This is a genomic window from Paenarthrobacter sp. TYUT067 (genome assembly GCF_023656375.1).
GTDB lineage: Bacteria > Actinomycetota > Actinomycetes > Actinomycetales > Micrococcaceae > Arthrobacter.
The window spans coordinates 155,474-180,810 of sequence record NZ_JAMOIT010000005.1 but is presented as its reverse complement, the minus strand read 5'-3'; the positions used below and the strand labels follow the sequence as shown (position 1 = coordinate 180,810).

Genomic DNA, 25,337 nt, shown 5'->3' with positions numbered 1-25,337 from the left:
CACCATGCGCACCAACCTTGACCGCCGACATTTCCTGGGCCTAGCAGGCCTCGGCGCCGGAGCTGCGGCCCTTGCCGCATGCGGCGGACCGTCGACGGCGGGCACGGCAGACGCCGTCGACACCGCAACGATCGATTTCAGTGGCATAAAGCCCGCCGCCTCCATCGATTTCTGGACCAACCACCCCGGCAAGTCGCAGGACGTGGAAAAGGCGATCATTGAAAAGTTCCACTCCAAATACCCGGACATCAGGGTGAACCTGGTGACAGCGGGCGCCAACTACGAAGAAATAGCCCAGAAGTTCCAGACGTCCCAGGCAGCTAAGACGGGCCTTCCCGGGTTGGTGGTCCTCTCGGATGTGTGGTGGTTCCGCTACTTCTCCAACGGCAGCATCATTCCCATCGATGGCTTGGTGAAGCAGCTGGACATCAAGATGGACGACTTCCAAAAGTCGCTGGTGGACGACTACAAATACGACGACAAGCAGTGGGCGCTCCCCTACGGCCGCTCCACGCCCTTGTTCTACTACAACAAGGACCACTTCAAGGCAGCGGGGCTTCCGGATCGGGCCCCGGCCACGTGGCAGGAGTTTGCCGAGTGGGCGCCCAAGCTCAAGGCCACATCAGGTGCGCAGTACGCCTACATCTACCCGGCCCTGGCTGGCTACGCGGGCTGGACGTTGCAGAACAACCTGTGGGGCTGGGGCGGAAGCTGGTCAAAGGACTGGGACATCACCTGCGATTCTCCCCAGTCCGTGGCTGCACTGCAGTGGGCGCAGGACACCATCTACAAGGACGGTTGGGCCGGGGTCTCGTCCAAGGAAGCAGCCGATGACTTCGCCGCAGGTATCACCTCGTCCACCATTTCCTCTACCGGCTCACTGCTCGGCGTCCTGAAAGCAGCCAAGTTCAACGTGGGCGTCGGATTCCTTCCCGGCGGCCCGGAGGCACCCAGCGGCGTATGCCCCACCGGCGGCGCTGGGCTGGGCATCCCGAGCGGCATCAGCAAGGAAGAGCAGCTTGCCGCCGCGACGTTCCTGAAGTTCATGACCGAGCCGGAGAACACTGCGGCGTTCTCGGCCGCCACCGGTTACATGCCTACCAGGCTCTCAGCTGACATGTCCGCGGTCCTGGCAGCAACACCGCAAATCAAGACCGCCATGGACCAGCTTGCAGCCACCAAGGTCCAGGACAATGCCCGCGTGTTCCTGCCGGGAGCGGACCAGGAGATGGCCAAGGCTGCGGCCAAGATCCTGACGCAGCAGGGCGATGTCCAGGCAACCATGACCGAGCTGAAGAAGACACTCGAGGGTATCTACACTAAGGACGTGAAGCCCAAGCTGAAGGCGTAACTGCTTTTCATCACTGCGAAAAGAGCTGGGCTACTGACGTAGCCCAGCTCTTTTTTGCGGTGTTACGGGATGGGGACGGGCACCACGCCGAGTGGCGCCAACTGCTCGGCTCCCCCATCCGGGGCCGAAAGAACCCAGATGCCTTTTTCATGCACAGCCACGGAATGCTCCCACTGGCAGGAACGCTTGCCGTCCGTGGTGACCACGGTCCAGTCGTCGTCGAGGGTCGCGGTCTCGATGTCACCACGAACCAGCATGGGTTCGATGGCCAGGCACAGGCCGGGCCGGATCTTGGGGCCGCGGTGGCCGGTCCGATAATTCAAAACGTCCGGGGCCATGTGCATTTCCGAGCCGATGCCGTGGCCCACATAGTCCTCCAGGATGCCCAAGGGCTTGCCCGGGACGGACGATACGTAATCATCAATTGCGTTTCCGATGTCCCCGACAAACTTGCCTGTGGCCAAGGCTGCGATACCGCGCCACATAGCTGCCTCGGTGACATCAGAGAGTCTCTGGTCTTCAGGATCTGCGCTACCGACGATCACCGTCCTGGCGGAGTCGGAATGCCAACCGTCAACTATGCATCCGCCGTCAATGGAGATGATGTCGCCGTCGTTGAGCACCTTGCCGCCAGGGATTCCATGGACCACTTCTTCATTGACAGAGGTGCAAATGGTGGCCGGAAAGCCGTGATACCCGAGGAAGTTCGACTTTGCGCCGGCATCGTTGAGGACCGCGGCGAAGACGTCGTCCAGGTCCTTGGTGATGACCCCCGGCTTGGCCGCCGCAACGGCAGCATCCAGTGCCCGGCTCAGGACGAGACCGGCCTGGTGCATGGTGCGCATCTGCTCGTTGGTTTTGTATTCAATGCGGGGCTGACCGAACGCCATGATCTCCTCTGGAAGGTTTGCTGTAGAGGCCGATCAGGCCCCATGCTTCAACCATTTTCCCGTACCGGGGTTCGTGGCCGAAATTGGAATGCAGGGTGAAAAGAAAGGAGGGTGTGTCCCGCACGCACTGTACGGGACACACCCTCACTCCACCACCGTTTTACCGGCTTCGTGGAGAACACACTAAACGGTCTTGGCCGCCTCGATCGCTGTCAGCACGCGGTCGGTAACTTCATCGATACCACCGATGCCATCTACCTGCGTGAGGATGCCACGTTCGGCGTACTTAGCCACAACTGCCTCGGTCTGCTCATGGTAGAGATCCAGGCGGTGACGGATTACGGCTTCGTTGTCGTCCGAGCGGCCCGTTTCCTTGGCACGGCCAAGAAGACGGGTCACCAGTTCTTCGTCGTCAGCGGTCAGCTGGAGCACGACGTCGAGCTCCTGCTCACCCTCAGCGAGGATCTGGTCTAGGTAGTCCACCTGCGCTGTGGTGCGCGGGTATCCGTCCAAGAGGAACCCGTTCTCCACATCGCTTTGGCTCAGGCGATCGCGAACCATGTCGTTCGTGACGCTGTCCGGAACAAAGTCGCCGGCGTCCATGTACTTCTTGGCTTCGATGCCCAAAGGGGTCTCACCCTTGACGTTGGCACGGAAGATGTCGCCGGTGGAGATGGCGACTACGCCGAGGCGCTCCGAAATTCGCTCAGCCTGCGTACCCTTACCCGAACCGGGAGGTCCAATGATCAGCATTCTCGTCATCGCAAAAGCCCTTCGTAGTGACGTTGTTGTAGCTGCGCATCAATCTGCTTGACGGTCTCCAGGCCAACACCCACCATGATCAGAATTGACGTGCCACCGAACGGGAAGTTCTGGTTGGCGTTGATCAGGACGAGCGCAACCAGCGGAATCAACGCCACGAAGCCCAGGTAAAGGGCTCCAGGCAAGGTGATCCTGGAAAGCACGTACTGCAGGTAGTCCGCGGTCGGTTTACCCGCCCGGATGCCCGGAATAAACCCGCCGTACTTCTTCATGTTGTCCGACACTTCTTCAGGGTTGAAGGTGATGGCAACGTAGAAGTAGGTGAAGAACACAATCATGGCGAAATACAGTGCCATGTAGATGGGGTGGTCGCCACGGGTGAGGTTGTTATTGATCCACTCAACCCACGGGGCCATCTGCTCCCCCGGCGCGGGCTGGTTGAACTGTGAAATCAGCCCGGGCAGGTACAGCATGGAGGAAGCGAAGATGACAGGCACGACGCCGGCCATGTTCACTTTGATGGGAATGTAGGTGCTGGTGCCGCCCACGGTGCGGCGTCCGATCATGCGCTTGGCATATTGAACGGGAACGCGGCGCTGGGACTGCTCCACGAAGACCACCAAGGCCACCGTGAGCAGGCCTACAGCCAGCACGGTGAAGAACGTTCCCGGGCCCTTGGATTCCCAGATGGAGCCCAGCGAGCCGGGGAAGCTTGCAGCGATAGAGGTGAAGATCAGCAACGACATACCGTTACCCACACCCTTTTCCGTGACCAACTCGCCCATCCACATGATGAGGCCGGTGCCGGCCGTCAACGTGATGATGATCAGGATGGTGGTCATGATGCTCTCATCAGGAATGATGGGCAGGTTACACCCTGGGAGCAACTGGCCGGATCGAGCCAGCGAAACCAACGTAGTGGCGTTCAGCAGGCCCAATGCGATGGTGAGGTACCGGGTGTACTGCGTCAACTTTGACTGACCGGAGGCGCCCTCTTCGTAAAGCTGCTGGAACCGGGGAATGACCACCCGGAGCAACTGCACGATGATGCTCGCCGTGATGTAGGGCATGATGCCCAAGGCAAACACTGAAACCTGCAGCAACGCGCCGCCGCTGAACAAGTTCACCAGCTGGTAGATGCCCTGCGAGGTGTCACCGGTGTTCAAGCATTGCTGGACATTCTGGTAGTTCACACCAGGCGAGGGGATGAAAGCTCCCAAGCGGAAGATTGTGATGATTCCCAGCGTGAACAACAACTTGCGTCGCAAATCAGGCGTCCGAAACGCCCGGCCGAATGCGCTTAGCAAGCGTCCTCCTGAGTAGAAAGTACAAGGATGTGGATGGGATCAATGAAACCCAACAACCGAGTCTAACCGCTTGGGACGCCGTCGGAATAATCGAGAGTCCACAACCACGCAAAAAATCCCGGTATACAGGGCCGAAGCCCCGCATACCGGGATCCTTTTACAACGGGCATTTGCCCAACTGGCTCTTAGAGAGCAGTGGTGCTTCCGCCTGCTGCAGCAATCTTTTCCGCAGCGCTGGAAGAGAATGCGTGGGCGGTGACGTCAACCTTGACGGTGATGTCGCCGGTGCCCAGCACCTTGACGGGCTGGTTCTTGCGAACGGCACCCTTCTCAACCAGGGACTCTACGGTGACAGTGCCACCTTCCGGGAACAGCTCGTTGAGCTTCTCCAGGTTCACAACCTGGAACTCAACCCGGAACGGGTTCTTGAAGCCGCGCAGCTTCGGCAGGCGCATGTGCAGCGGCAACTGGCCGCCGGCAAAGCCAGCCTTCACCTGGTAGCGGGCCTTCGTACCCTTGGTTCCGCGACCAGCGGTCTTACCCTTGGAGCCTTCACCACGACCAACACGGGTCTTGGCGGTCTTGGCACCCGGGGCGGGGCGCAGGTGGTGGACCTTCAGAGCGTGCTGCTTCTCAGCAGTCTCTTCGGCGGTCTTGTTCTCTGCCATTACTTCGCCTCCTCTACATTCACGAGGTGCGGAACCGTGTTCAGCATGCCCACGGTCACGGCGTCAGCGTTGCGGACAACGGTGTGTCCGATGCGCTTCAGGCCGAGGGACCGAAGGGTAGCCTTCTGGTTCTGCTTGGCGCCAATGACGCCCTTGATCTGGGTGATCTCCAACTTGGCGTCGGAGGGAGTCAGGTTCTTAGCCATGACTAAACACCTGCCTTCTGGTTCTGGAGCGCGCGCACCAGAGCAGCAGGAGCAACCTCGTCCAGCGGCAGGCCACGGCGGGCAGCCACGGAAGCGGGCTCTTCGAGCTGCTTCAGAGCGGCAACAGTCGCGTGAACGATGTTGATCGCGTTTGAGGAACCGAGCGACTTGGAGAGGATGTCGTGGATACCCACGCACTCCAGTACCGCGCGGACCGGACCACCGGCGATAACACCGGTACCGGCGGAAGCCGGACGCAGCAGGACTACACCTGCAGCGGCCTCACCCTGCACACGGTGCGGGATGGTGCTGCCAACGCGGGGAACGCGGAAGAAGGACTTCTTAGCCTCTTCAACGCCCTTTGCGATAGCCGCGGGAACTTCCTTGGCCTTGCCGTAGCCGACGCCGACCATACCGTTGCCGTCACCGACGACGACGAGCGCGGTGAAGCTGAAGCGACGACCACCCTTGACGACCTTGGCAACGCGGTTGATGGTGACAACGCGCTCTACGAACTGGCTCTTCTCAGCCTCACGACCGCCGTCGCGGCCACCACGGCCACCACGGTCGCCGCGGCCTTGGCCACGGTCGCCGCGCTCGCCACGACGTCCGCCGCGGCGGTCGTCGGTAGCGGGTGCGGTCTCAGTTGCTTCAGCAGCTACAGCTTCAGTCACCTGAACGTCCTTTTCGTTATTTTCAACGGTCACAGTGCCAGCCCACCTTCGCGAGCACCGTCAGCGACGGCGGCGATACGGCCGTGGTACTTGTTACCGCCACGGTCGAAGACAACAGCTTCGACGCCTGCAGCCTTGGCACGCTCGGCAACGAGCTCGCCAACGCGCTTGGCCTTGGCAGTCTTGTCACCGTCGAATGCACGGAGGTCCGCCTCCAAAGTGGAAGCGAAAGCCACGGTTACACCCTTGCTGTCATCGACAACCTGGACGAACATGTGACGTGCAGAGCGGTTAACAACCATACGAGGACGTACGGCCGTACCTGTGATGCGCTTGCGGATACGAAGCTGGCGACGGCTGCGTGCAGCCGACTTGCTCTTGTTCGTACGCTTCTTGTTAATTGCGATGGCCATGGTTTACTTACCAGCCTTTCCGACCTTGCGGCGGATGACTTCGCCGGCGTAACGGACACCCTTGCCCTTGTAGGGGTCAGGCTTGCGCAGCTTGCGAATGTTGGCAGCAACCTCGCCGACCTGCTGCTTGTTGATACCCGCAACAGAGAGCTTGGTCGGACCCTCTACTACGAAGGTGATGCCTTCGGGTGCAGAGACGCTAACCGGGTGGCTGTAGCCCAGAGCGAACTCCAGGTCAGAACCCTTGGCCTGAACGCGGTAACCAGTACCAACGATTTCAAGCTTCTTCTCGTAGCCCTCGGTAACGCCCTGGATCATGTTTGCGATCAGGGTGCGGGTCAAGCCGTGCAGCGAACGCGAGTTGCGCTCGTCGTTCGGGCGGGTGACCGTGAGAGTGTTTTCTTCCTGGGTAACCTCGATCGGGCTGGCCACAGTGTGGCTCAGCTCGCCTTTGGCACCTTTGACGCTGATGACGGAGCCATCGAGCTTGACCTCAACTCCGGCAGGAACGGTGATGGGGAGACGTCCAATACGTGACATTATTCTCTTCCTTTCCCGTTACCAGACGTACGCGAGGACTTCGCCGCCCACGCCCTTCTTGCCGGCCTGCTTGTCAGTCAGGAGGCCGGAAGAGGTGGACAGGATAGCGATACCCAGGCCACCCAGCACGTGCGGCAGGTTGGTGGACTTCGCGTAAACGCGGAGACCCGGCTTGGAGATGCGGCGGACACCAGCGATTGAACGCTCGCGGTTGGGACCGAACTTGAGGTCGATGGTCAGCTTCTTGCCAACCTCTGCTTCCTCTTCCTTCCAGCCGGCAATGTAGCCCTCGGCCTTAAGGATGTCGGCAACGCGTGCCTTCAGTTTGCTGTACGGCATGGACACGGTGTCGTGGTATGCCGAGTTTGCATTGCGCAGACGCGTAAGCATGTCTGCGACAGGATCTGTCATAGTCATTTGGGCTATAGCCCTTCCTCGTACCGGTTTCCGCTGCGCTTGCCCTCATGAGCAAACGCGGACGGACCTGTCACGTAGTTAGTTTTCGGTTTTGAACGGGAAACCAAGCGCCTTGAGCAGCGCGCGGCCTTCGTCGTCGGTCTTGGCAGTGGTCACAACCGTGATGTCCATGCCGCGAACGCGGTCAATGGAATCCTGGTCGATTTCGTGGAACATAACCTGCTCGGTCAGACCGAAGGTGTAGTTGCCGTTGCCATCAAACTGCTTGCCGTTGAGGCCGCGGAAGTCACGGATACGCGGCAGGGCCAGCGAAACCAGACGGTCCACGAATTCCCACATGCGGTCGCCACGCAGGGTAGCGTGTGCACCAATGGGCATGCCTTCGCGCAGCTTGAACTGTGCGATCGACTTACGGGCCTTGGTTACCTGCGGCTTCTGGCCGGTGATCAGGGTGAGGTCGCGGACAGCGCCGTCGATCAGCTTGGAGTCCTTGGCGGCATCTCCAACACCCATGTTCACAACAACCTTCACCAGACGGGGAACCTGGTTCACGTTCGCGTAGTTGAATTCGTCCTGCAGGGACTTCTTGATGTCCTCTGCATACTTGGTCTTCAGACGCGGAACGATCTTGTTTGCAGACAGTGTCTCGCTCATTAGATGTCCTTCCCGGAGGCCTTGGACACGCGGATACGGACAGTCTTTGAACGACCATCCTTCTCAACGGTGTCGAGACGGAAACCAACACGGGTCGGCTTCTTGGTCGACGGGTCAACCAAAGCAACGTTGGAAACGTGGATCGGGGCCTCAACGACCTCGATGCCACCGGTCTTGGTGCCGCGCTGCGACTGACCGACCTTGGTGTGCTTGGTGACGCGGTTGATGCCCTCTACCAACACGCGGTTGGTGTCCGGGAATACGCGCAGGACTTTGCCCTGCTTGCCGCGGTCTCCGCCACGTTCCTGCTTGGCGCCGGTGATGACCTGAACGAGGTCACCCTTCTTGATTTTAGCCATGGACTAAAGCACCTCCGGGGCCAGCGAAACGATCTTCATGAACTTCTTGTCGCGAAGTTCACGACCAACCGGGCCGAAGATACGGGTACCGCGGGGGTCACCGTCGTTCTTCAGGATCACAGCTGCGTTTTCGTCAAACTTGATGTAGGAACCATCCGCACGGCGGCGTTCCTTCTTGGTACGAACGATGACAGCCTTGACGACGTCACCCTTCTTTACGTTGCCGCCAGGGATAGCGTCCTTGACGGTTGCGACGATGACGTCGCCAATGCCTGCGTAGCGACGGCCAGATCCACCGAGAACGCGAATGGTAAGGATTTCCTTAGCACCCGTGTTGTCGGCGACCTTCAGTCGCGACTCCTGCTGAATCAATTTTTACTCCTTGCGTCGCGCCGGTTCTCAGACCGAAATCATGCATACGGAATGAGCCTTGCGGAACGGTTGATCGGGGTGTCTCTTGACCCGTCTGGATTTTGCCAGGACGGGCCTAAACGCCCGTGCCACAAGCATCAGCTTCCCTTGCAGAAAACTCTGCGCGGGGCAGTATGCAGCAGCACGATTGTTTACGAGGTAGTTGACGGCCCACTAATGGCGCCATACAAACTCAATATCCTAGCACGTTTATGCACTCGAAACCAACGGGCCTGAAACGCGGAAAGACCCGCATTCCCCAGGGAATACGGGTCCTTCCAGTCAACCCTGCCGGGTAAGCCCGGCGTTGGATTTACTTGGCCTTTTCGAGGATCTCCACCAGACGCCACCGCTTGGTAGCGGACAGCGGGCGGGTCTCAGAGATGAGAACGAGGTCGCCGATGCCGGCGGTGTTCTCTTCGTCATGAGCCTTGACCTTCGAGGTGCGGCGAATAACCTTGCCGTACAGAGCGTGCTTTACGCGGTCTTCAACCTGAACAACGATGGTCTTTTCCATCTTGTCAGAGACAACGTAGCCGCGACGCGTCTTACGGTAACCGCGCTGTTCAGCGCTGGCTGCTGCTTCCGTCACAGTTTCCTTCTCGCTCACTTGGCGTCCTCTCCAGCTTCAACCTCGGCCTTTTCAGCCTTGGCAGCCTTCTTGGACTTCTTTTCTTCCTTGGCTTCCACAACCGGTGCGGCAACCTCGGCACGAATGCCCAGCTCGCGCTCACGGAGAACGGTGTAGATGCGTGCGATGTCCTTCTTTACCGCGCGCAGGCGACCGTGGTTCTCCAGCTGTCCGGTGGCGGACTGGAAACGCAGGTTGAACAGCTCTTCCTTGGACTTGCGGAGTTCTTCAACGAGACGCTCGTTGTCGAAACCGTCCAGCTGTGCGGGTGCGAGATCCTTCGACCCTACTGCCATTTCTATTCACCACCTTCGCGACGCACAATGCGTGCCTTCAACGGCAGCTTGTGGATTGCCAGGCGCAGTGCCTCGCGAGCTACCTCTTCATTGACACCGGAGAGTTCGAAGAGAACCCGGCCCGGCTTGACGTTTGCGACCCACCACTCAGGAGAACCCTTACCGGAACCCATGCGGGTTTCAGCAGGCTTCTTCGTCAGCGGACGGTCCGGGTAGATGTTGATCCAGACCTTACCGCCACGCTTGATGTGGCGGGTCATCGCGATACGAGCGGACTCGATCTGACGGTTGGTTACGTATGCCGGGCTGAGAGCCTGGATACCGTACTCACCGAAGCTGACCTTGGTGCCGCCCGTTGCAGCGCCGGAACGACCCGGGTGGTGCTGCTTACGGTGCTTGACTCGACGTGGGATAAGCATTTAAGCCTGTCCTCCTTCTGCTGCAGGTGCAGCAGCTTCAGCGGCCGGTGCTTCAACGGCAGCAGGTGCTGCCTCAGCTGCCGGACGGTCGTTACGACGACGGCGGTCCCCACCCGGGCGGCCCGGACGGTCTCCTGCACGGCCACGGGAAGGAGCAGCAGCTGCCTGCTGAGCCAGTTCCTTGGCAGTGACGTCGCCCTTGTAGATCCAGACCTTCACGCCGATGCGGCCGAAGGTGGTCTTGGCTTCGTAGAAGCCGTAGTCGATGTTCGCACGGAGGGTGTGCAGGGGCACACGGCCTTCGCGGTAGAACTCCGAGCGGGACATTTCTGCGCCGCCCAGACGACCCGAGCAAGCAACACGGATACCCTTGGCGCCCGCACGCTGTGCGGACTGCATGGCCTTCTTCATCGCACGGCGGAAAGCCACGCGGGAAGTCAGCTGCTCAGCGATGCCCTGGGCAACAAGCTGTGCTTCCATCTCGGGGTTCTTGACCTCGAGGATGTTCAGCTGAACCTGCTTGCCGGTGAGCTTTTCGAGCTCGCCGCGAATGCGGTCTGCTTCAGCGCCGCGGCGGCCGATAACGATACCCGGGCGTGCCGTGTGGATATCCACGCGGACACGGTCACGGGTGCGCTCGATCTCGACCTTGGCGATGCCGGCGCGCTCCATGCCCGTGGACATGAGCTGACGGATCTTGATGTCCTCGCGGACGAAATCCTTGTAGCGCTGTCCGGGCTTGGTGCTGTCAGCGAACCAGTGCGAAACGTGGTCGGTGGTGATGCCGAGTCGGAACCCGTGCGGGTTAACTTTCTGTCCCACTTAGCGAGCCTCCTCTTTCTCCGGGGTTGCGACAACCAGCGTGATGTGGCTGGTCCGCTTCCTAATGCGGTAGGCGCGGCCCTGGGCACGCGGCTGGAACCGCTTCATGGTCGGGCCTTCATCAACAAATGCTTCGGTGATGAAGAGGTCGCTGTCGTCGAATGCAACGCCGTCACGGTCCGCGAGGACACGTGCGTTGGCCATTGCCGACTGAAGTACCTTGAATACCGGCTCCGAAGCTGCCTGGGGGGCAAACTTCAGAATTGCCAGAGCCTCATTCGCTTGCTTACCACGAACAAGGTTGACGACGCGCCGGGCCTTCATAGGCGTTACGCGGATGTGACGCGCAATAGCCTTGGCTTCCATTGCTTTCCTTCTCTCGTCTAAGACGTAAAGTCAGGCGCCTAGCGGCGCTTGCCCTTACGGTCGTCCTTAACATGGCCGCGGAATGTCCGCGTGGGAGCGAATTCGCCGAGCTTGTGCCCGACCATCGACTCTGTGACAAACACCGGAATGTGCTTGCGTCCGTCGTGTACGGCGATCGTGTGCCCGAGCATGTCGGGGATGATCATCGAACGGCGGGACCAGGTCTTGATGACGTTCTTGGTGCCCTTATCGTTTTCCCGTGCGACCTTCACAAAGAGGTGCTGGTCAACGAAAGGACCTTTTTTCAGGCTGCGTGGCATGTGTCCAGGCTCCTATCGCTTGTTCTTGCCAGTACGGCGGCGACGAACAATAAGCTTGTCGCTCTCTTTGTTCGGACGGCGGGTACGGCCCTCGGGCTTGCCGTTCGGGTTAACCGGGTGACGTCCACCGGAAGTCTTACCTTCACCACCACCGTGCGGGTGGTCAACCGGGTTCATGGCTACACCACGGACGGTCGGGCGAACGCCCTTCCAGCGCATACGGCCGGCCTTGCCCCAGTTGATGTTCGACTGCTCGGCGTTGCCAACCTCGCCGACGGTTGCGCGGCAGCGCACGTCAACGTTGCGGATTTCGCCGGAGGGCAGACGCAACTGAGCGAAGCGGCCTTCCTTGGCAACGAGCTGTACCGAAGCACCTGCGGAACGTGCCATCTTGGCGCCGCCACCCGGACGCAGTTCAACTGCGTGGATTACGGTACCAACCGGGATGTTGCGCAGCGGCAGGTTGTTGCCCGGCTTGATGTCAGCGTCAGGACCAGCCTCGACGAAGTCACCCTGGGACAGCTTGTTAGGAGCGATGATGTAACGCTTGGTGCCATCAACGTAGTGCAGGAGTGCGATGCGAGCCGTACGGTTCGGGTCGTACTCAATTTCGGCAACGCGGGCGTTGATGCCGTCTTTGTCGTGACGACGGAAGTCGATCAGACGGTACTGGCGCTTGTGCCCACCACCCTTGTGACGGGTGGTGATCTTACCGGAGTTGTTACGGCCGCCAGTTTTGTGCAGCGGACGCAGCAACGACTTTTCCGGAGTCGATCGCGTGATTTCAGCGAAGTCGGCTACGCTCGAGCCACGACGGCCCGGGGTAGTCGGCTTGTATTTACGGATTCCCATAATTTATTTCCTCGTTAAAGTGGTCTCCGCTACGCGAGCGGACCGCCGAAGATGTCGATTGTGCCTTCTTTGAGGGTGACAATTGCACGCTTGGTGCTCTTGCGCGTACCCCAGCCGAATTTGGTGCGCTTGCGCTTACCGGCACGGTTGATGGTGTTGATCGAGTCAACCTTGACCGAGAAGATCTTCTCAACGGCCAATTTGATCTCGGTCTTGTTCGAACGAGGGTCCACCAGGAAGGTGTACTTGCCTTCGTCGATCAGACCGTAGCTCTTTTCCGACACGACGGGTGCAAGCACGACGTCGCGCGGGTCCTTGATGGTGGTTACGCTCACTTGGAGGCCTCCTCGTTCTTTGCCTTGTCAGCGACGAACGCCTCGAAAGCAGCCTTGGTGAAGACCACGTCGTCGGAGATGAGCACGTCGTAGGTGTTCAGCTGATCTGCGTACAGAACGTGAATACCTTCGAGGTTGCGCACGGAGAGTGCTGCAACATCATTGGCGCGCTCGATAACGACGAGCAGGTTCTTGCGCTCGGAGACTGCGCGCAGCGACGCCAGTGCTTCTTTGGCGGACGGCTTGGTGCCGGCTACCAGTTCAGCGATGACGTGGATACGGCCGTTACGGGCGCGGTCAGACAGGGCACCGCGGAGTGCAGCGGCCTTCATCTTCTTGGGGGTGCGCTGGCTGTAGTCACGAGGGGTCGGACCGTGGACAACGCCACCGCCGGTCATGTGAGGAGCACGGATTGAACCCTGACGGGCGCGGCCGGTGCCCTTCTGCTTGAACGGCTTGCGACCTGCACCGGAAACCTCGGCGCGGGTCTTCGTCTTGTGGGTACCCTGGCGTGCAGCAGCGAGCTGTGCGACGACGACCTGGTGCAGCAGCGGCACGTTGGTCTGGACGTCGAAGATCTCTGCGGGCAGGTCTACCTTGACAGTGCTAGTCATTTAACTAAGCTCCCTTCACGGCGGTGCGTACGAGTACGACCTGGCCGCGGGCACCGGGGACGGCACCCTTGATAAGGAGCAGCGACTTCTCAGCGTCAATGGCGTGAACCGTGAGGTTCAGCGTGGTGTGACGCTCGGCGCCCATGCGGCCGGCCATTTTCAGGCCCTTGAAGACGCGGCTCGGGGTGGATGCGCCACCGATGGAGCCAGGCTTACGGTGGTTCTTGTGGGCACCGTGGGAAGCGCCAACGCCGTGGAAGCCGTGACGCTTCATAACACCGGCGAAGCCCTTACCTTTGGAGGTGCCGACGACGTCGATCTTCTGGCCGGCTTCGAAGATCTCAACAGAGAGCTCCTGGCCCAGCTCGTAGGATGCGGCGTCTGCGGTACGCAGTTCGACGACGTGGCGGCGAGGAGTTACGCCAGCCTTTTCAAAGTGACCAGCCAGCGGCTTGGTGACCTTGCGGGGGTCGATCTGGCCGTAGCCGATCTGTACGGCGACGTAGCCATCTACCTCTGCGTTACGCAGCTGGGTGATGACGTTGGAGTCAGCCTGGACAACAGTTACCGGGATGAGCTTGTTGTTCTCGTCCCAGACCTGGGTCATGCCGAGCTTCGTGCCCAGCAGGCCCTTTACGTTACGGGTTGCGGTCATAGTCTCTCAGCACCTCCCTAGAGCTTGATTTCGATGTTCACGTCTGCGGGCAGGTCGAGACGCATAAGCGAGTCAACAGCCTTCGGCGTGGGGTCGATGATGTCGATCAGACGCTTGTGAGTACGCATTTCGAAGTGCTCACGGCTGTCCTTGTACTTGTGAGGAGAGCGAATAACGCAGTAAACGTTCTTCTCCGTGGGCAGCGGCACCGGGCCGACTACCGTTGCGCCTGCGCGCGTGACCGTCTCAACGATCTTCCGCGCTGAAACATCAATGACCTCGTGGTCATATGACTTCAGCCGGATGCGGATTTTTTGTCCCGCCATGTCGCCTGACTCTCTTTCAGCTAGTGCTGCTCTAGTTAGGGCTGCTCTGTTTACTTACCTGTTGATGTGGCCGCCGAAGCGTTTGAGGCAGTGCCACCACACGCCGCACAAGCTGAATCCGGAAAAATCCGGGTTCCTCACCTTGCCGGCGCACCGACCCCCGCGGTCGGGCGTGTCGCGATTTCCACGCAAACTCGACCGCAATCATGGGGTTCAGGGTTATGTTTGGGCTTCAGCCTGGACCCTGACACCCGGCATTATCCGGATCGGGACACGAAGAAGCGCTTGAACAACTCATCCAGTATGGCGGAAATATGGTGTAAAGGCTAATCGGCCCTGAAGAGCCATTGCCCGCCACTCGTCCCGTGAGGATGATAGGGGCATGAACGCCCAGGATTCAGGCTCCGTGGAAGATCTCGCCGCCCGCCTGCCTCCCGGGTTCACGTTGGGCGTGGCTGCTGCAGCTTTCCAGATTGAGGGCTCGCTGACCGCTGACGGCCGCGGGCCGTCGGGATGGGATGCTTTCTCCGAAAAGCCCGGGGCAATAGTCGACGGCGGCTCCCCCGCCATGGCCTGCGATCACTACAACCGCTCCGACGAAGATATTGCCTTGATGCAGGAGCTTGGTGTCGATTCCTACCGCTTTTCGCTCTCGTGGCCGCGTATCCAACCTGGCGGCAAAGGTGCAGTCAACCAGCGCGGCCTGGACTTCTATGATCGCCTGATCGACAAACTCCTGGCCGCAGGCATTTCCCCCATGGCAACGCTGTACCACTGGGATACCCCGCTGGAGTTGGAGCATGCCGGGGGGTGGATGAACCGGGACACTGCTGAACGCTTCGGAGTGTACTGCGAAGCCGCCGCCAAACGGTTCGGTGACCGCGTTGAGCACTGGGTCACCATGAACGAGCCGGTGTCCGTCACAGTTCAGGGATACGCACTGGGCGTGCACGCCCCTGGCCGGCAACTGCTGTTCGACTCACTGCCTGCCGCGCATCATCAATTGCTGGGTCATGGGATGGCCGTGCGGGCTCTTCGGAACGCTGGCGTCAAGGGGCAGATCGGGGTGTCAAACATGCATTGCCCCGTGGAGCCGGCCAGCAACAGTCTTGGCGACAGGCTGATGACGCAGGCGCTGGACCTGATCCTCAACCGCATCTACGCCGATGCGATCCTGCTTGGCCAATACCCCAAGCCACCGTGGCCCATGAAACCGTGGTTCCGCTCGCTGGGTACCGTCCACGACGGTGATCTTGAACTGATCAGCCAACCTCTGGACTTTTACGGGCTCAACTACTACTACCCCGTGAAGGTGGCCGTAGGCCCCGGACCGGCGGAGATCCCTACCGGAAGTTCTCCGGAGATGACCAACGTTCCTTTCCATTTGGCCGCCTACCAGGAGTATGAGACCACAGGGTTCGGCTGGCCTGTTGCGCCGGAATACCTGGCGTTGCTGCTCCGCACCATGAAGGACCGGTATGGAGCGGCGCTTCCCCCTGTCTACATCACGGAAGGTGGAGCAAGCTTCCCCGAGCCTGCCCACGTTGACGGACCCATCCAAGACACTAACCGCATTACCTACCTGGCTGAGCATCTTGGCCATGCCTTGACGGCAACGGGGCCTGGTGGCCTCGCCGCAGATGTGGATCTGCGGGGATATTACGTCTGGACCTTACTGGATAACTTCGAGTGGGCAGCAGGCTACTCACAACGGTTCGGCCTGACCCACGTGGACTTCGAGACCATGGAGCGGACTCCCAAGGACTCGTTCTACTGGTATCGATCCCTGGTCCGCGCACGCCACCATCACTCGTAGCATGTGTGAGTTAAATCGATCAGGCTTGGAGTCCGAACCCTACTTGCTCTTGTTGGCGCGACGTATCCGCTTGGCGCGTTCGATCTCGCTCTTGAAGTTCTTTCGACCCCACAGCACCCCGCCACCGATAGCGGCAATGACTGCCAGGAAAATCAGAAATTCCATGGTGCTCTCCTCTTCGTAGACTGCAACATTATCGGATTCCGTCACGGGTCCGCTCCGGCGAAACATCGCTCGGATCCCCGCCCTTGACCGGCCCGCCGGTATTGCTGGGCGGCTTCCGATTCAAACGCCATACCGCCAGCACGATCAGACCCAAGGCGACCAACGCGAGCATGGCAAAGGCGTAGGACCGCAGCGCCCACATAATGCTCAGCGCTACGGCGACGGCTCCCCACCACACCAGTACGCGTTCAGCCAGGAGCAGGCCCGCTGCCAGAAGCACGACGTGTGCCACCAGTACGTAGAGCTGTTGCGAAGACGTACCGCCGACGACGGTCCCCAGGGACATGAGAGACAGCAAGCCAGCGGCAAGGCAAAGCCGAAGGAGGGCCTCTGCGCGCTGCCCCTTTGCATAGCGCAGCCCTGCTATAACGGCCCCCGCCACCACGTACCATTGCGCGGTCCAGAACAAATCCGGACTGGATCCGTCCACGAAAAGCACCGCCCGTTGCAGAGCCGCGACGGAGACAATCCCCGCAAGCTCCGCTGCCAGCCACTTCCCGTTCGGTACCTCAATCACAACCAGTACCCCGGTAACCACCACCAGGACAAATCCCAGCATGGATGTTTGATCGCGCCCCAACCCCACGGCCGCAGATGTTGCAACCGCCACGGCCGCAATGGCAGCCAGGGAGTTACGTCGCCAGTCATTGCCTTTGATGGCCGCTCCGCCAAATACTCTCAGGGAATAGAGGAGCACCGCGGTCCCCACTCCGCCAAGAAGCCAGGCAGCGTAGTCGCTCCAGACACCCGCAGGCAGCTCCACCAACAAACCGTCGACGGCGGGCACCGCCCCTACCAGCACAGCCGGGGCAGCTGCGGTGTAAAGGACCGGCATCCGTTCAAAGTGCGAGGCAGCGAACAAGACACCAGCCAGGACCAGTACCGACAGTCCTGTCAGGGAGTGTGAGATGCCCAAGGTCAAAGTGCCGCCAACCAACGTAAATGCCATTGCCGAGATGAGCCAGAACCAGCGCTCCGCGCCGCCGGCAGCAGAACCCTCGTACGACTTCTGCGGGCGGGATATCCCCCGCGCAGCAACCGTGGCAACAGCCAGGGCGAGCAGGACAACAGGGACTTGAGACTTGTCCAGAAGCGGCTGATACAGCCACGTTGAAGCTGGGAACACGAGGGCCGGCCCAGCAGCGATGACGCCAGCCACAACGGCCGCGGTACCGAAGTACTGGGATCCTCGGGCTCGGAGAATCCGCCATGCAATAGCGGCCGAAGCCGCGGCCACAGCCAATTCAAGCATCGCTACCCAGCGGCCTCCGCCGTCGTAATCCCCTGCGAGCAGGTATGAGAACGGCAGCAATAGCTGGGCACCCAAGGTGGCGTGGACTGTTGCCTGCTGGAATGCGACATCAATGCCTCGCCCTCGCAGGACCATGGTCAACGCATGCTGCAAGGCAAGAACCAGAGCGAGGCTAATGGACAGAGCCGTCGCCGAGTCCGTGACATCAGCCACTGTCACCGCGACGAAGGCGCCGGTAAGCACCCGGACCGCCAGCAGGTAGTAACCGCGGATCAATCGGTGGCGAACCGCGCCCATCATGAACCCGCTGTAGGCGGCAAAGATGCCCAACAGAATTTCGACGTCCCGGACGTTCCCTCCTCGGAGTGCCAGGAGGAGGACAAAAGCAGCGGGCGCAAAGATCCAGCCAGCGGAGTGGCGTCGCAGAATCGCACTGACGAGGACGGCCGCCAAGGCAGTCGATACCGCTGCAACTCCAGGCTGCCAGCTATCCCTAACGGTCCCCCCGGAAAACGCTCCAGTGACAGTAAGGAACGTGGTTGCCGCCGCCATGACGGCAACCACAACACCGGCATCTGCTACGGAAGCTCGAGGGTAACGGCGTCGGCTGCCGACAAGGAGGGGAAGGACCAGCTGGACCGCGGCCGCCACCACCAGTACAAATCCTGTGGTGGGAACTTCACCGGCGACCCGAATGCTCCAGCCATCGCGCATCGCGTCCCCGTAAGCCGAGACCGCCAACAGCGTGCCAGCCGCCCGGGACAGCCACCAGTAGCACTGCCTGTGGAAGGACGGGGAGATTCTTAGGGCAGTGACCACGAAGTAGGCAAGCAATGCCAAAAGGACGCCATTTCCCAACGTCCACGACACGAATGCAGTTGCCATTGCGCCCGCGATGACTGCGGTTGCGGGCGCAATGACTTCGGCCGCTGTTGCACGCCATCCAACCTTGCCAGCGGATTCCGTACGAACTGGCGGAAACATCAGAAGTCCCGTTACCAAACCTGCCAGCACAACAAGGAGTACAGCTACTGCAACAACCGGACGCCCGGAAGTGTCGTCAAATATCGGCAGTACAAGAAGGCCCGCGACGGCGGCGGCGCCAAAGCCGGCAACCGAAGCCTGCGGCGCCAACAGCCGGACTCCCCCACGTGCCAACCCGGCGCTCAGTAGTTGCTGCACGGCGGCCGCGGCCACGAGCGCAATCAAGGAGTACGACGTTCGTTCCGGATTTCCCGTCATCACACCGGCTACCCCCAAAGGCACAGCCAAGGTGAGCGCGATCCTCCCCGCGAGAATCAAGTATTGGCGGGAAGTGGTTGCTGCGGTCAGTGCCAGCAGGAACCAGTAAAGCGCTGCTGACCCCAGGAATATCGAGACGGGCCATGCCCCGAGCAACGCACCGAGGGCTCCGCCCACTCCCAGCACAGCGGCCGGGGCAAACTCCAGGCCTTGGCGCAACTTCCAACCCATCACCATGGCAGTCAGCATCGTCACAGCGAGAGGAACATAGTTTGGGGGGTCGAACGGCCTGAACTCCAGCACCACGGTGAGGATAGTTGAAGTTATCAGTTGCAGCGCCAAACATGACACGGCGTCAGCCCACCAGGAGCGGGGCAGCAACTTCCTTCCTCCGAAGGCAACCCCCAAGGCCTGGACTCCGAGGCAGATGACGGCGGCCAACAACACCGTGCTCACGTTCGCGGTGACATCCCACACCACCCCGAGCAGGGCGAGGGTCAGCGCGGCCCGCGCCGCATAGAGGTGCTGCACCCTATAGCGAGCCCGCGGAACGAAGAACATCACGGCGAAGTAGATGCCGCACATCAACATGACCCAGGCGTACTCCCCCTTGGACAAAAGGTGAGGGGTGAGCGTAACAGCAACGGCTACAAGGGGAACCAACGCCGGGTGCAGCATCATCAGAGGACGGACGTAAAGAGGCGGAAGCCACTTAGGACGCAGCAAGGACACTACTGTCAGGAGAACTGCCACCCCAATGAGCGCCGTGAAGTACCAGACCAGCGCGCCGCCAAGGACCGATACGCCGGACCACGCCGTTGAGACGATGAAGCTGAGGGACAGGAAGGCCAGGACTTTGTTGTCCAACTTCACTGCGGTGTAAGCGTAGACTGCGGTGCCCAGCAACGAAGTGACCAACCATGCCGCCGGGCCGTTGTGAAGCACAAAGTTGTACATGGCCAACCCGGTGACCGGAACCAGCGCAAGTCCTGTTCCAACAAAGGCCACAGCAGCAGGCCGAAGCCGCGGTACGCGCGAGTGGATGACCATGCCTGCACCATAGAACAGCGCAGTGATGAACCAGATCCCCACGAACCGCAAGAGGGCCGGAAGGCTCGTGCCCAGGAACAAAGCTCCGGCTGCAACCAAGAGGAGGCTGGCGACGTAGAGCGTGATGTTGATGTTCTGCTGATCGCGCTTTTCCTTGCGCGCAGCGGCGGCCTCAGGAGTCTCTCGAACTACCGGGGGTTGGTTGACGTAGAAACCAGGTTGCTGTTGTGCCACAGGTGGCACGGCCCGTTGTGTCGCCTGTTCCCGGGGAGCAGTCCATTGCCGAACGGGCTGCTGTGGGATGGGCTGCTGCGCGGCCGCGGCCTGTTGTTGTGCAGGTGGCTGAGGCGTAGGCGGGTGGAAAGCGGGCGCCGGCGGCGGCACTGGGCGGTACGGGGCAGACGGAGCCGGCGGGCTAACAGAGGCAGGAGCGGGACTCCCGGCCGCGGACCCGCCCAATGCCTGCCCCTTGGCCTCAGCATCCCGCCAACCAGCCAGGTGCCCGGCGAGAAAACCTGCCTGGTAGGAGGCTGCGTGGTGAGGCTCCGCAGTAGGGGCATGAGCAGTCCCGCGGCGTCCCTTCGCAAGCCCGACTGCAAAGCCAATCCCGCCGACAATGACGACGAGCAGCAGGATGAGAAATGCAGTCATGGTAGCTCCTTGGTTGCGCCGGACGCAGCAAGTGCACGGCCTTTATCCATTCGATAGAGTAACTGTAGCAAAAAGAACCCCACCGCCGTAGCGGTGGGGTTCTTTTAGCTAACTACCGGCTGGGCCGGAGTGTCACCGATCTACAAGTAGAGACTACTTGATGATGCTGGTAACACGTCCCGAACCAACGGTGCGGCCGCCTTCGCGGATAGCGAAGCCGAGGCCCTCTTCCATAGCGATCGGCTGGATGAGCGCAACGGTCATCTCAGTGTTGTCGCCAGGCATAACCATTTCCGTGCCTTCCGGCAGGGTGATAACGCCGGTTACGTCCGTGGTACGGAAGTAGAACTGCGGGCGGTAGTTGGAGTAGAACGGGTTGTGACGTCCGCCTTCGTCCTTGGAAAGGATGTAGACGTTAGCCTCGAAGTCGGTGTGCGGGGTGATGGAACCCGGCTTGACGACAACCTGGCCACGCTCGACATCGTCGCGCTTCAGACCGCGGAGCAGGAGGCCACAGTTCTCGCCGGCCCATGCTTCGTCGAGCTGCTTGTGGAACATCTCGATACCGGTAACCGTGGTCTTCTGGATCGGGCGGATGCCAACGATCTCAACCTCGGAGTTGATGGCGAGGGTTCCACGCTCGGCGCGGCCCGTAACAACGGTTCCACGACCGGTGATCGTGAAGACGTCTTCGATCGGCATCAGGAACGGCTTGTCGCGGTCACGTACGGGGTCCGGAACGGACTCGTCGACTGCTGCCATCAGGTCCTGGACGGACTTGACCCAAACCGGGTCGCCTTCCAGAGCCTTGAGACCGGAAACGCGAACAACCGGAGCCTCATCGCCATCGAAGCCCTGCGAGCTCAGGAGCTCACGAACTTCCATTTCGACGAGGTCGAGGAGTTCTTCGTCATCAACCATGTCGGACTTGTTCAGTGCAACCAGCAGGTAGGGAACACCAACCTGGCGGGCGAGCAGAACGTGCTCACGGGTCTGAGCCATCGGACCATCGGTTGCAGCAACCACGAGGATTGCGCCGTCCATCTGGGCAGCACCGGTGATCATGTTCTTGATGTAGTCAGCGTGACCCGGGGCGTCTACGTGTGCGTAGTGGCGCTTCTCGGTCTGGTACTCCACGTGGGAGATGTTGATGGTAATACCGCGCTGGCGCTCTTCCGGAGCAGAGTCGATCGACGCGAAGTCGCGCTGCTCGTTGAGATCCGGGTACTGGTCGTACAGCACCTTGGAAATGGCGGCAGTCAGCGTCGTCTTACCGTGGTCAACGTGACCAATGGTGCCGATGTTGACGTGCGGCTTAGTCCGCTCGAACTTTGCCTTTGCCACAGGTTCCTCCTAGAACGATTTCAAGTGAAGTGCTCCTCGGCCGCGCTTTTCGCGGCAGAAACTTTAGCAAGTCTACTTGGGGGCTTGGTTTTGGTGAAATTGCAGATTCAGGAACCAATGGTAGTTCCTCGAGCCTGTTTGCGCAGGGGCCAGGCTGCAGCTCTCGCCGCAGCCCCGCCTCAAGCGCTCAGATGCCTTCCCGATACCGGAATTGCATCCGTTACCGGGAGATTACTCGCCGCGGGTTTTCTGGATGATCTCGTCGGCTACTGCCTTGGGGACCTCCGCGTAGCTGTTGAACGTCATGGAGTACACAGCGCGACCCTGGGTCTTGGACCGGAGGTCACCGATGTAGCCGAACATGCCGGACAGCGGAACGTGTGCACGGATAACCTTCACACCTGCTGCGTCTTCCATGGACTGCATCTGGCCACGACGGGCGTTAAGGTCACCGATAACATCACCCATGTATTCCTCAGGTGTGCGGACCTCAACATCCATCAGCGGTTCAAGCAGAACAGGGTTCGCCTTGCGTGCAGCTTCCTTGAAAGCCATACGTCCGGCGATCTTGAACGCCATTTCCGAGGAGTCAACATCGTGGGACGCGCCATCAATCAGCGTGGCCTTGATGCCGACAACCGGGTAACCGGCCAGGACGCCGTCATTCAGTGCATCCTGGATACCAGCGTCAACGGACGGGATGTATTCGCGCGGAACACGGCCACCAGTGACCTTGTTTTCGAACGCGTACAGCTCGCCGGAAGCGGTGTCCATGGGCTCGATCGCAATCTGGATCTTTGCGAACTGACCCGAACCACCGGTCTGCTTCTTGTGCGTGTAGTCAAGGCGCTCAACGGCGCGCTTGATGGTTTCGCGGTAAGCAACCTGCGGCTTGCCAACGTTTGCCTCGACCTTGAATTCGCGGCGCATGCGGTCCACCAGGATGTCCAGGTGGAGCTCGCCCATGCCGGCGATGATGGTCTGGCCCGTGTCTTCGTTGAGGGAGACCTGGAAGGTCGGGTCCTCAGCGGAGAGCTTCTGGATGGCCGTGGAGAGCTTCTCCTGGTCACCCTTGGTGTTGGGCTCGATCGCAACAGAGATCACGGGCTCCGGGAAGCTCATGGACTCGAGGACGATCTGGTTGTTGGCATCACACAGGGTGTCGCCCGTGGTGGTGTCCTTCAGACCGATAGCTGCGTAGATGTGGCCGGCGGTAGCGCCCTCAACAGGCATTTCCTTGTTGGCGTGCATCTGGAACAGCTTGCCGATGCGTTCCTTCTTGCCCTTGGTGGAGTTAACCACCTGGGCGCCCGCCTCGACGTGACCGGAGTACACGCGAACGAAGGTCAGCTGACCGAAGAACGGGTGCGCAGCAATCTTGAAGGCGAGGGCCGAGAACGGCTCGTCAGCAGAGGGCTTGCGGGTGAGTTCCTTCTCTTCGTCGCGAGGATCGTGACCGATCATCGGCGGGACGTCGAGCGGGTTCGGCAGGAAGTCAACAACAGCGTCAAGCATCGGCTGGACACCGCGGTTCTTGAAGGCAGAACCACAGAAGACCGGGTAGAGCTCAGAGTTGATGGTCATCTTGCGGATGCCGGCTTTGATCTCTTCGAGGGTGAGTTCTTCACCTTCGAGGTACTTCTCCATAAGTTCTTCGGAAGCCTCGGCCACAGTCTCAACGAGCTGTGCACGGTACTCTTCGGCCTTGGCCTGGAGATCCGCCGGGATTTCCTGCACTTCGTAGGAAGCGCCCATGGTGACGTCACCCTTTGCGTCGCCAGGCCAAACCAGGGCGCGCATTTCGAGGAGGTCAACAACACCGATGAAGTCGTTCTCAGCGCCAATGGGCAGCTGCATAACCAGCGGCTTGGCACCAAGGCGGGAGATGATGGTATCTACGGTGAAGTAGAAGTCAGCACCCAGCTTGTCCATCTTGTTGACAAAGCAGATACGCGGAACGTTGTACTTGTCGGCCTGGCGCCAAACAGTCTCGGACTGCGGCTCCACGCCTTCCTTGCCATCGAACACTGCCACTGCACCGTCGAGGACGCGCAGGGAGCGCTCAACCTCAACCGTGAAGTCAACGTGGCCCGGGGTGTCAATGATGTTGATCTGGTTCTTGTCCCAGAAGCAAGTCACGGCGGCAGACGTGATGGTGATGCCGCGTTCCTTTTCCTGTTCCATCCAGTCAGTCGTCGAAGCGCCGTCGTGCGTCTCGCCGATCTTGTGGTTCACACCCGTGTAGAACAGGATGCGCTCGGTAGTGGTGGTCTTGCCGGCATCGATGTGGGCCATGATGCCGATGTTGCGGACCTTATTAAGGTCGGTAAGCACGTCCTGTGCCACGGGGTCTCCCTTTCGGATGGACTACACGTTCGCCGCCGGCTCAGTGAGCCGGCGGCGTCCGGAAAGTTTTTACCAGCGGTAGTGTGCGAAGGCCTTGTTGGACTCGGCCATCTTGTGGGTGTCTTCGCGACGCTTCACAGCGGCACCAAGACCATTTGAGGCATCCAGGATTTCGTTCTGGAGGCGCTCGGTCATGGTCTTCTCGCGGCGGGCCTTGGAGTAGCCCACGAGCCAACGCAGAGCGAGAGCGGTGGAGCGACCCGGCTTGACCTCAACCGGAACCTGGTAGGTAGCGCCACCAACACGGCGTGAACGCACCTCGAGAGAAGGCTTGACGTTGTCCATGGCCTTCTTGAGAGCGGCAACGGGGTCGCCGCCGGACTTGGCACGTGCACCTTCGAGTGCACCGTAAACGATGCGCTCTGCGGTGGACTTCTTGCCGTCGACAAGAACCTTGTTGATCAGCTGCGTGACCAACGGGGAGCCGTAAACGGGATCGGAAACTAGCGGCCGCTTCGGGGCCGGACCCTTGCGAGGCATATTACTTCTTCTCCATCTTTGCGCCGTAACGGCTGCGAGCCTGCTTGCGGTTCTTGACACCCTGGGTGTCGAGTGCGCCGCGGACGATCTTGTAGCGGACACCCGGAAGGTCCTTAACACGACCACCACGGACGAGCACGATGGAGTGCTCCTGGAGGTTGTGGCCAACACCGGGGATGTAGGCGGTAACTTCTACGCCACCGTTGAGGCGCACACGTGCCACCTTACGGAGAGCCGAGTTCGGCTTCTTGGGGGTGGTGGTGTAAACGCGGGTGCAAACACCGCGGCGCATCGGGCTGCCCTTCAGCGCGGGAGCCTTGGTCTTGGAGACCTTCGGCGTGCGGCCCTTGCGGACCAGCTGGTTAATCGTAGGCACTTTCGTGTTCTCCGTTGTTTGATCTCTGCCCCCACACACAGGCGCCAGCCTGTGTAAACGTGGGAACTTTGGCGTTGCTCGTGCAGCCGGCCGAAACTCCGGTAGGCGTGCAAAAGTGCGGCATTCGTTGCGCATGTTGCCCGCAACCCGGAAACAGGCTCCACCCAGCACCATGAGAACAAAACCAAAATGATGCTGCGGCGGCCT

General features: G+C 60.5%; 31 protein-coding genes. 2 read left to right on the top strand and 29 right to left on the bottom strand.

The features are described from left to right. The first annotated feature begins 4 nt into the window (after positions 1-4). A complete protein-coding gene (locus MOD31_RS06405) occupies positions 5-1,351 on the top strand; it encodes an ABC transporter substrate-binding protein (protein WP_250820127.1) in 1,347 nt (448 codons plus the stop codon). Positions 1,352-1,413: 62 nt separating this feature from the next. On the opposite strand, the gene map is transcribed toward MOD31_RS06405, so the two are convergent. The 23 genes from map to rpsJ all read right to left on the bottom strand — a co-directional run bounded on the left by map (position 1,414) and on the right by rpsJ (position 14,288). Next, a complete protein-coding gene (gene map / locus MOD31_RS06400) occupies positions 1,414-2,241 on the bottom strand; it encodes a type I methionyl aminopeptidase (RefSeq protein WP_250820126.1) in 828 nt (275 codons plus the stop codon). Positions 2,242-2,424: 183 nt separating this feature from the next. Beyond that, positions 2,425-2,994: an adenylate kinase gene (locus MOD31_RS06395; RefSeq protein ID WP_187697147.1), complete on the bottom strand. Its 570-nt coding sequence runs from the start codon at positions 2,992-2,994 to the stop codon at positions 2,425-2,427. 5 nt (positions 2,995-2,999) lie between these two features. Then, complete coding sequence (gene secY, locus MOD31_RS06390) at positions 3,000-4,310, bottom strand: preprotein translocase subunit SecY (protein ID WP_142938377.1); 1,311 nt, start codon at positions 4,308-4,310, stop codon at positions 3,000-3,002. 185 nt (positions 4,311-4,495) lie between these two features. Next, complete coding sequence (gene rplO, locus MOD31_RS06385) at positions 4,496-4,978, bottom strand: 50S ribosomal protein L15 (RefSeq protein ID WP_142938376.1); 483 nt, start codon at positions 4,976-4,978, stop codon at positions 4,496-4,498. Continuing rightward, positions 4,978-5,184, bottom strand: a complete 207-nt coding sequence (gene rpmD / locus MOD31_RS06380) for a 50S ribosomal protein L30 (RefSeq protein ID WP_011775580.1) — start codon at positions 5,182-5,184, stop codon at positions 4,978-4,980. Before rpmD ends, rplO begins: the two co-directional genes overlap by 1 nt. A 2-nt stretch (positions 5,185-5,186) precedes the next feature. Continuing rightward, complete coding sequence (gene rpsE, locus MOD31_RS06375) at positions 5,187-5,858, bottom strand: 30S ribosomal protein S5 (RefSeq protein WP_011775581.1); 672 nt, start codon at positions 5,856-5,858, stop codon at positions 5,187-5,189. A 29-nt stretch (positions 5,859-5,887) separates the two neighbouring features. Then, positions 5,888-6,271: a 50S ribosomal protein L18 gene (gene rplR, locus MOD31_RS06370; protein WP_024817584.1), complete on the bottom strand. Its 384-nt coding sequence runs from the start codon at positions 6,269-6,271 to the stop codon at positions 5,888-5,890. A 3-nt stretch (positions 6,272-6,274) separates the two neighbouring features. Beyond that, a complete protein-coding gene (gene rplF / locus MOD31_RS06365; protein ID WP_062073167.1) occupies positions 6,275-6,811 on the bottom strand; it encodes a 50S ribosomal protein L6 in 537 nt (178 codons plus the stop codon). 18 nt (positions 6,812-6,829) lie between these two features. Further along, complete coding sequence (gene rpsH, locus MOD31_RS06360) at positions 6,830-7,228, bottom strand: 30S ribosomal protein S8 (protein ID WP_142938374.1); 399 nt, start codon at positions 7,226-7,228, stop codon at positions 6,830-6,832. Positions 7,229-7,306: 78 nt separating this feature from the next. Next, on the bottom strand, positions 7,307-7,882 hold the full coding sequence (gene rplE, locus MOD31_RS06355; RefSeq protein WP_142938373.1) for a 50S ribosomal protein L5: 576 nt from the start codon (positions 7,880-7,882) through the stop codon (positions 7,307-7,309). Then, entirely contained in the window at positions 7,882-8,241 is a 360-nt protein-coding gene (rplX, locus tag MOD31_RS06350) for a 50S ribosomal protein L24 (protein WP_142938372.1), read from the bottom strand. Before rplX ends, rplE begins: the two co-directional genes overlap by 1 nt. A gap of 3 nt (positions 8,242-8,244) precedes the next feature. Beyond that, entirely contained in the window at positions 8,245-8,613 is a 369-nt protein-coding gene (gene rplN / locus MOD31_RS06345) for a 50S ribosomal protein L14 (RefSeq protein ID WP_003803789.1), read from the bottom strand. A gap of 352 nt (positions 8,614-8,965) precedes the next feature. Then, positions 8,966-9,262, bottom strand: coding sequence for a 30S ribosomal protein S17 (gene rpsQ / locus MOD31_RS06340; protein ID WP_142938371.1), 297 nt, complete (start codon positions 9,260-9,262; stop codon positions 8,966-8,968). Next, positions 9,259-9,579 carry a 50S ribosomal protein L29 gene (gene rpmC, locus MOD31_RS21910; protein WP_014922387.1) on the bottom strand — a complete coding sequence of 107 codons (321 nt, stop codon included), beginning with the start codon at positions 9,577-9,579 and terminating at the stop codon, positions 9,259-9,261. Before rpmC ends, rpsQ begins: the two co-directional genes overlap by 4 nt. 2 nt (positions 9,580-9,581) lie before the next feature. Further along, positions 9,582-9,998 carry a 50S ribosomal protein L16 gene (rplP, locus tag MOD31_RS06330; RefSeq protein WP_003803795.1) on the bottom strand — a complete coding sequence of 139 codons (417 nt, stop codon included), beginning with the start codon at positions 9,996-9,998 and terminating at the stop codon, positions 9,582-9,584. Continuing rightward, complete coding sequence (gene rpsC, locus MOD31_RS06325) at positions 9,999-10,820, bottom strand: 30S ribosomal protein S3 (protein WP_011775589.1); 822 nt, start codon at positions 10,818-10,820, stop codon at positions 9,999-10,001. Continuing rightward, the gene (gene rplV / locus MOD31_RS06320; protein ID WP_011775590.1) at positions 10,821-11,186 is read right to left on the bottom strand and encodes a 50S ribosomal protein L22; all 366 of its coding nucleotides are present in this window, start codon (positions 11,184-11,186) and stop codon (positions 10,821-10,823) included. A 38-nt stretch (positions 11,187-11,224) separates the two neighbouring features. After that, positions 11,225-11,506 carry a 30S ribosomal protein S19 gene (gene rpsS, locus MOD31_RS06315; RefSeq protein ID WP_011775591.1) on the bottom strand — a complete coding sequence of 94 codons (282 nt, stop codon included), beginning with the start codon at positions 11,504-11,506 and terminating at the stop codon, positions 11,225-11,227. A gap of 12 nt (positions 11,507-11,518) precedes the next feature. Continuing rightward, positions 11,519-12,358: a 50S ribosomal protein L2 gene (gene rplB / locus MOD31_RS06310; RefSeq protein WP_011775592.1), complete on the bottom strand. Its 840-nt coding sequence runs from the start codon at positions 12,356-12,358 to the stop codon at positions 11,519-11,521. Positions 12,359-12,387: 29 nt separating this feature from the next. Further along, the gene (gene rplW / locus MOD31_RS06305; protein WP_024817589.1) at positions 12,388-12,693 is read right to left on the bottom strand and encodes a 50S ribosomal protein L23; all 306 of its coding nucleotides are present in this window, start codon (positions 12,691-12,693) and stop codon (positions 12,388-12,390) included. Then, positions 12,690-13,307, bottom strand: coding sequence for a 50S ribosomal protein L4 (rplD, locus tag MOD31_RS06300; protein ID WP_142938370.1), 618 nt, complete (start codon positions 13,305-13,307; stop codon positions 12,690-12,692). Before rplD ends, rplW begins: the two co-directional genes overlap by 4 nt. A gap of 4 nt (positions 13,308-13,311) precedes the next feature. After that, a complete protein-coding gene (rplC, locus tag MOD31_RS06295; protein WP_011775595.1) occupies positions 13,312-13,962 on the bottom strand; it encodes a 50S ribosomal protein L3 in 651 nt (216 codons plus the stop codon). Between the two features lie 17 nt (positions 13,963-13,979). Continuing rightward, a complete protein-coding gene (gene rpsJ, locus MOD31_RS06290; RefSeq protein WP_003803825.1) occupies positions 13,980-14,288 on the bottom strand; it encodes a 30S ribosomal protein S10 in 309 nt (102 codons plus the stop codon). Positions 14,289-14,670: 382 nt separating this feature from the next. Between rpsJ and MOD31_RS06285 the strand changes: the two genes are divergently transcribed. Next, positions 14,671-16,104, top strand: a complete 1,434-nt coding sequence (locus tag MOD31_RS06285) for a GH1 family beta-glucosidase (RefSeq protein ID WP_250820125.1) — start codon at positions 14,671-14,673, stop codon at positions 16,102-16,104. A 39-nt stretch (positions 16,105-16,143) separates the two neighbouring features. Here MOD31_RS06285 and MOD31_RS21905 read toward each other — a convergent pair whose 3' ends face one another. From MOD31_RS21905 to rpsL, 6 genes are all read right to left on the bottom strand, one after another. After that, entirely contained in the window at positions 16,144-16,269 is a 126-nt protein-coding gene (locus MOD31_RS21905) for a hypothetical protein (protein ID WP_261609405.1), read from the bottom strand. Positions 16,270-16,297: 28 nt separating this feature from the next. Further along, entirely contained in the window at positions 16,298-20,524 is a 4,227-nt protein-coding gene (locus MOD31_RS06280) for a hypothetical protein (RefSeq protein ID WP_250820124.1), read from the bottom strand. Positions 20,525-20,677: 153 nt separating this feature from the next. Continuing rightward, entirely contained in the window at positions 20,678-21,868 is a 1,191-nt protein-coding gene (gene tuf, locus MOD31_RS06275; protein ID WP_011775598.1) for an elongation factor Tu, read from the bottom strand. Between the two features lie 231 nt (positions 21,869-22,099). Further along, entirely contained in the window at positions 22,100-24,214 is a 2,115-nt protein-coding gene (fusA, locus tag MOD31_RS06270) for an elongation factor G (protein WP_011775599.1), read from the bottom strand. Positions 24,215-24,283: 69 nt separating this feature from the next. Next, on the bottom strand, positions 24,284-24,754 hold the full coding sequence (rpsG, locus tag MOD31_RS06265) for a 30S ribosomal protein S7 (RefSeq protein ID WP_003803829.1): 471 nt from the start codon (positions 24,752-24,754) through the stop codon (positions 24,284-24,286). Position 24,755: 1 nt separating this feature from the next. After that, a complete protein-coding gene (gene rpsL / locus MOD31_RS06260) occupies positions 24,756-25,130 on the bottom strand; it encodes a 30S ribosomal protein S12 (protein ID WP_009358312.1) in 375 nt (124 codons plus the stop codon). Between the last annotated feature and the right edge of the window lie 207 nt (positions 25,131-25,337).

What these genes read in the sequence shown, in the direction of transcription:
- map (WP_250820126.1), bottom strand. Translation starts at nt 2,241, where the DNA reads ATGGCGTTCGGTCAGCCCCGCATTGAATACAAAACCAACGAGCAGATG.
- rplE (WP_142938373.1), bottom strand. Translation starts at nt 7,882, where the DNA reads ATGAGCGAGACACTGTCTGCAAACAAGATCGTTCCGCGTCTGAAGACC.
- MOD31_RS21905 (WP_261609405.1), bottom strand. Translation starts at nt 16,269, where the DNA reads ATGGAATTTCTGATTTTCCTGGCAGTCATTGCCGCTATCGGTGGCGGG.
- rpsH (WP_142938374.1), bottom strand. Translation starts at nt 7,228, where the DNA reads ATGACTATGACAGATCCTGTCGCAGACATGCTTACGCGTCTGCGCAAT.
- rplO (WP_142938376.1), bottom strand. Translation starts at nt 4,978, where the DNA reads ATGGCAGAGAACAAGACCGCCGAAGAGACTGCTGAGAAGCAGCACGCT.
- MOD31_RS06405 (WP_250820127.1), top strand. Translation starts at nt 5, where the DNA reads ATGCGCACCAACCTTGACCGCCGACATTTCCTGGGCCTAGCAGGCCTC.
- rplD (WP_142938370.1), bottom strand. Translation starts at nt 13,307, where the DNA reads ATGACTAGCACTGTCAAGGTAGACCTGCCCGCAGAGATCTTCGACGTC.
- MOD31_RS06285 (WP_250820125.1), top strand. Translation starts at nt 14,671, where the DNA reads ATGAACGCCCAGGATTCAGGCTCCGTGGAAGATCTCGCCGCCCGCCTG.
- rplX (WP_142938372.1), bottom strand. Translation starts at nt 8,241, where the DNA reads ATGGCTAAAATCAAGAAGGGTGACCTCGTTCAGGTCATCACCGGCGCC.
- rplR (WP_024817584.1), bottom strand. Translation starts at nt 6,271, where the DNA reads ATGGCCATCGCAATTAACAAGAAGCGTACGAACAAGAGCAAGTCGGCT.
- rplV (WP_011775590.1), bottom strand. Translation starts at nt 11,186, where the DNA reads ATGGAAGCCAAGGCTATTGCGCGTCACATCCGCGTAACGCCTATGAAG.
- rpmD (WP_011775580.1), bottom strand. Translation starts at nt 5,184, where the DNA reads ATGGCTAAGAACCTGACTCCCTCCGACGCCAAGTTGGAGATCACCCAG.
- rpmC (WP_014922387.1), bottom strand. Translation starts at nt 9,579, where the DNA reads ATGGCAGTAGGGTCGAAGGATCTCGCACCCGCACAGCTGGACGGTTTC.
- rpsG (WP_003803829.1), bottom strand. Translation starts at nt 24,754, where the DNA reads ATGCCTCGCAAGGGTCCGGCCCCGAAGCGGCCGCTAGTTTCCGATCCC.
- rplB (WP_011775592.1), bottom strand. Translation starts at nt 12,358, where the DNA reads ATGGGAATCCGTAAATACAAGCCGACTACCCCGGGCCGTCGTGGCTCG.
- rplC (WP_011775595.1), bottom strand. Translation starts at nt 13,962, where the DNA reads ATGACCGCAACCCGTAACGTAAAGGGCCTGCTGGGCACGAAGCTCGGC.
- MOD31_RS06395 (WP_187697147.1), bottom strand. Translation starts at nt 2,994, where the DNA reads ATGCTGATCATTGGACCTCCCGGTTCGGGTAAGGGTACGCAGGCTGAG.
- rpsS (WP_011775591.1), bottom strand. Translation starts at nt 11,506, where the DNA reads ATGCCACGCAGCCTGAAAAAAGGTCCTTTCGTTGACCAGCACCTCTTT.
- rpsJ (WP_003803825.1), bottom strand. Translation starts at nt 14,288, where the DNA reads ATGGCGGGACAAAAAATCCGCATCCGGCTGAAGTCATATGACCACGAG.
- rplF (WP_062073167.1), bottom strand. Translation starts at nt 6,811, where the DNA reads ATGTCACGTATTGGACGTCTCCCCATCACCGTTCCTGCCGGAGTTGAG.
- MOD31_RS06280 (WP_250820124.1), bottom strand. Translation starts at nt 20,524, where the DNA reads ATGACTGCATTTCTCATCCTGCTGCTCGTCGTCATTGTCGGCGGGATT.
- rplP (WP_003803795.1), bottom strand. Translation starts at nt 9,998, where the DNA reads ATGCTTATCCCACGTCGAGTCAAGCACCGTAAGCAGCACCACCCGGGT.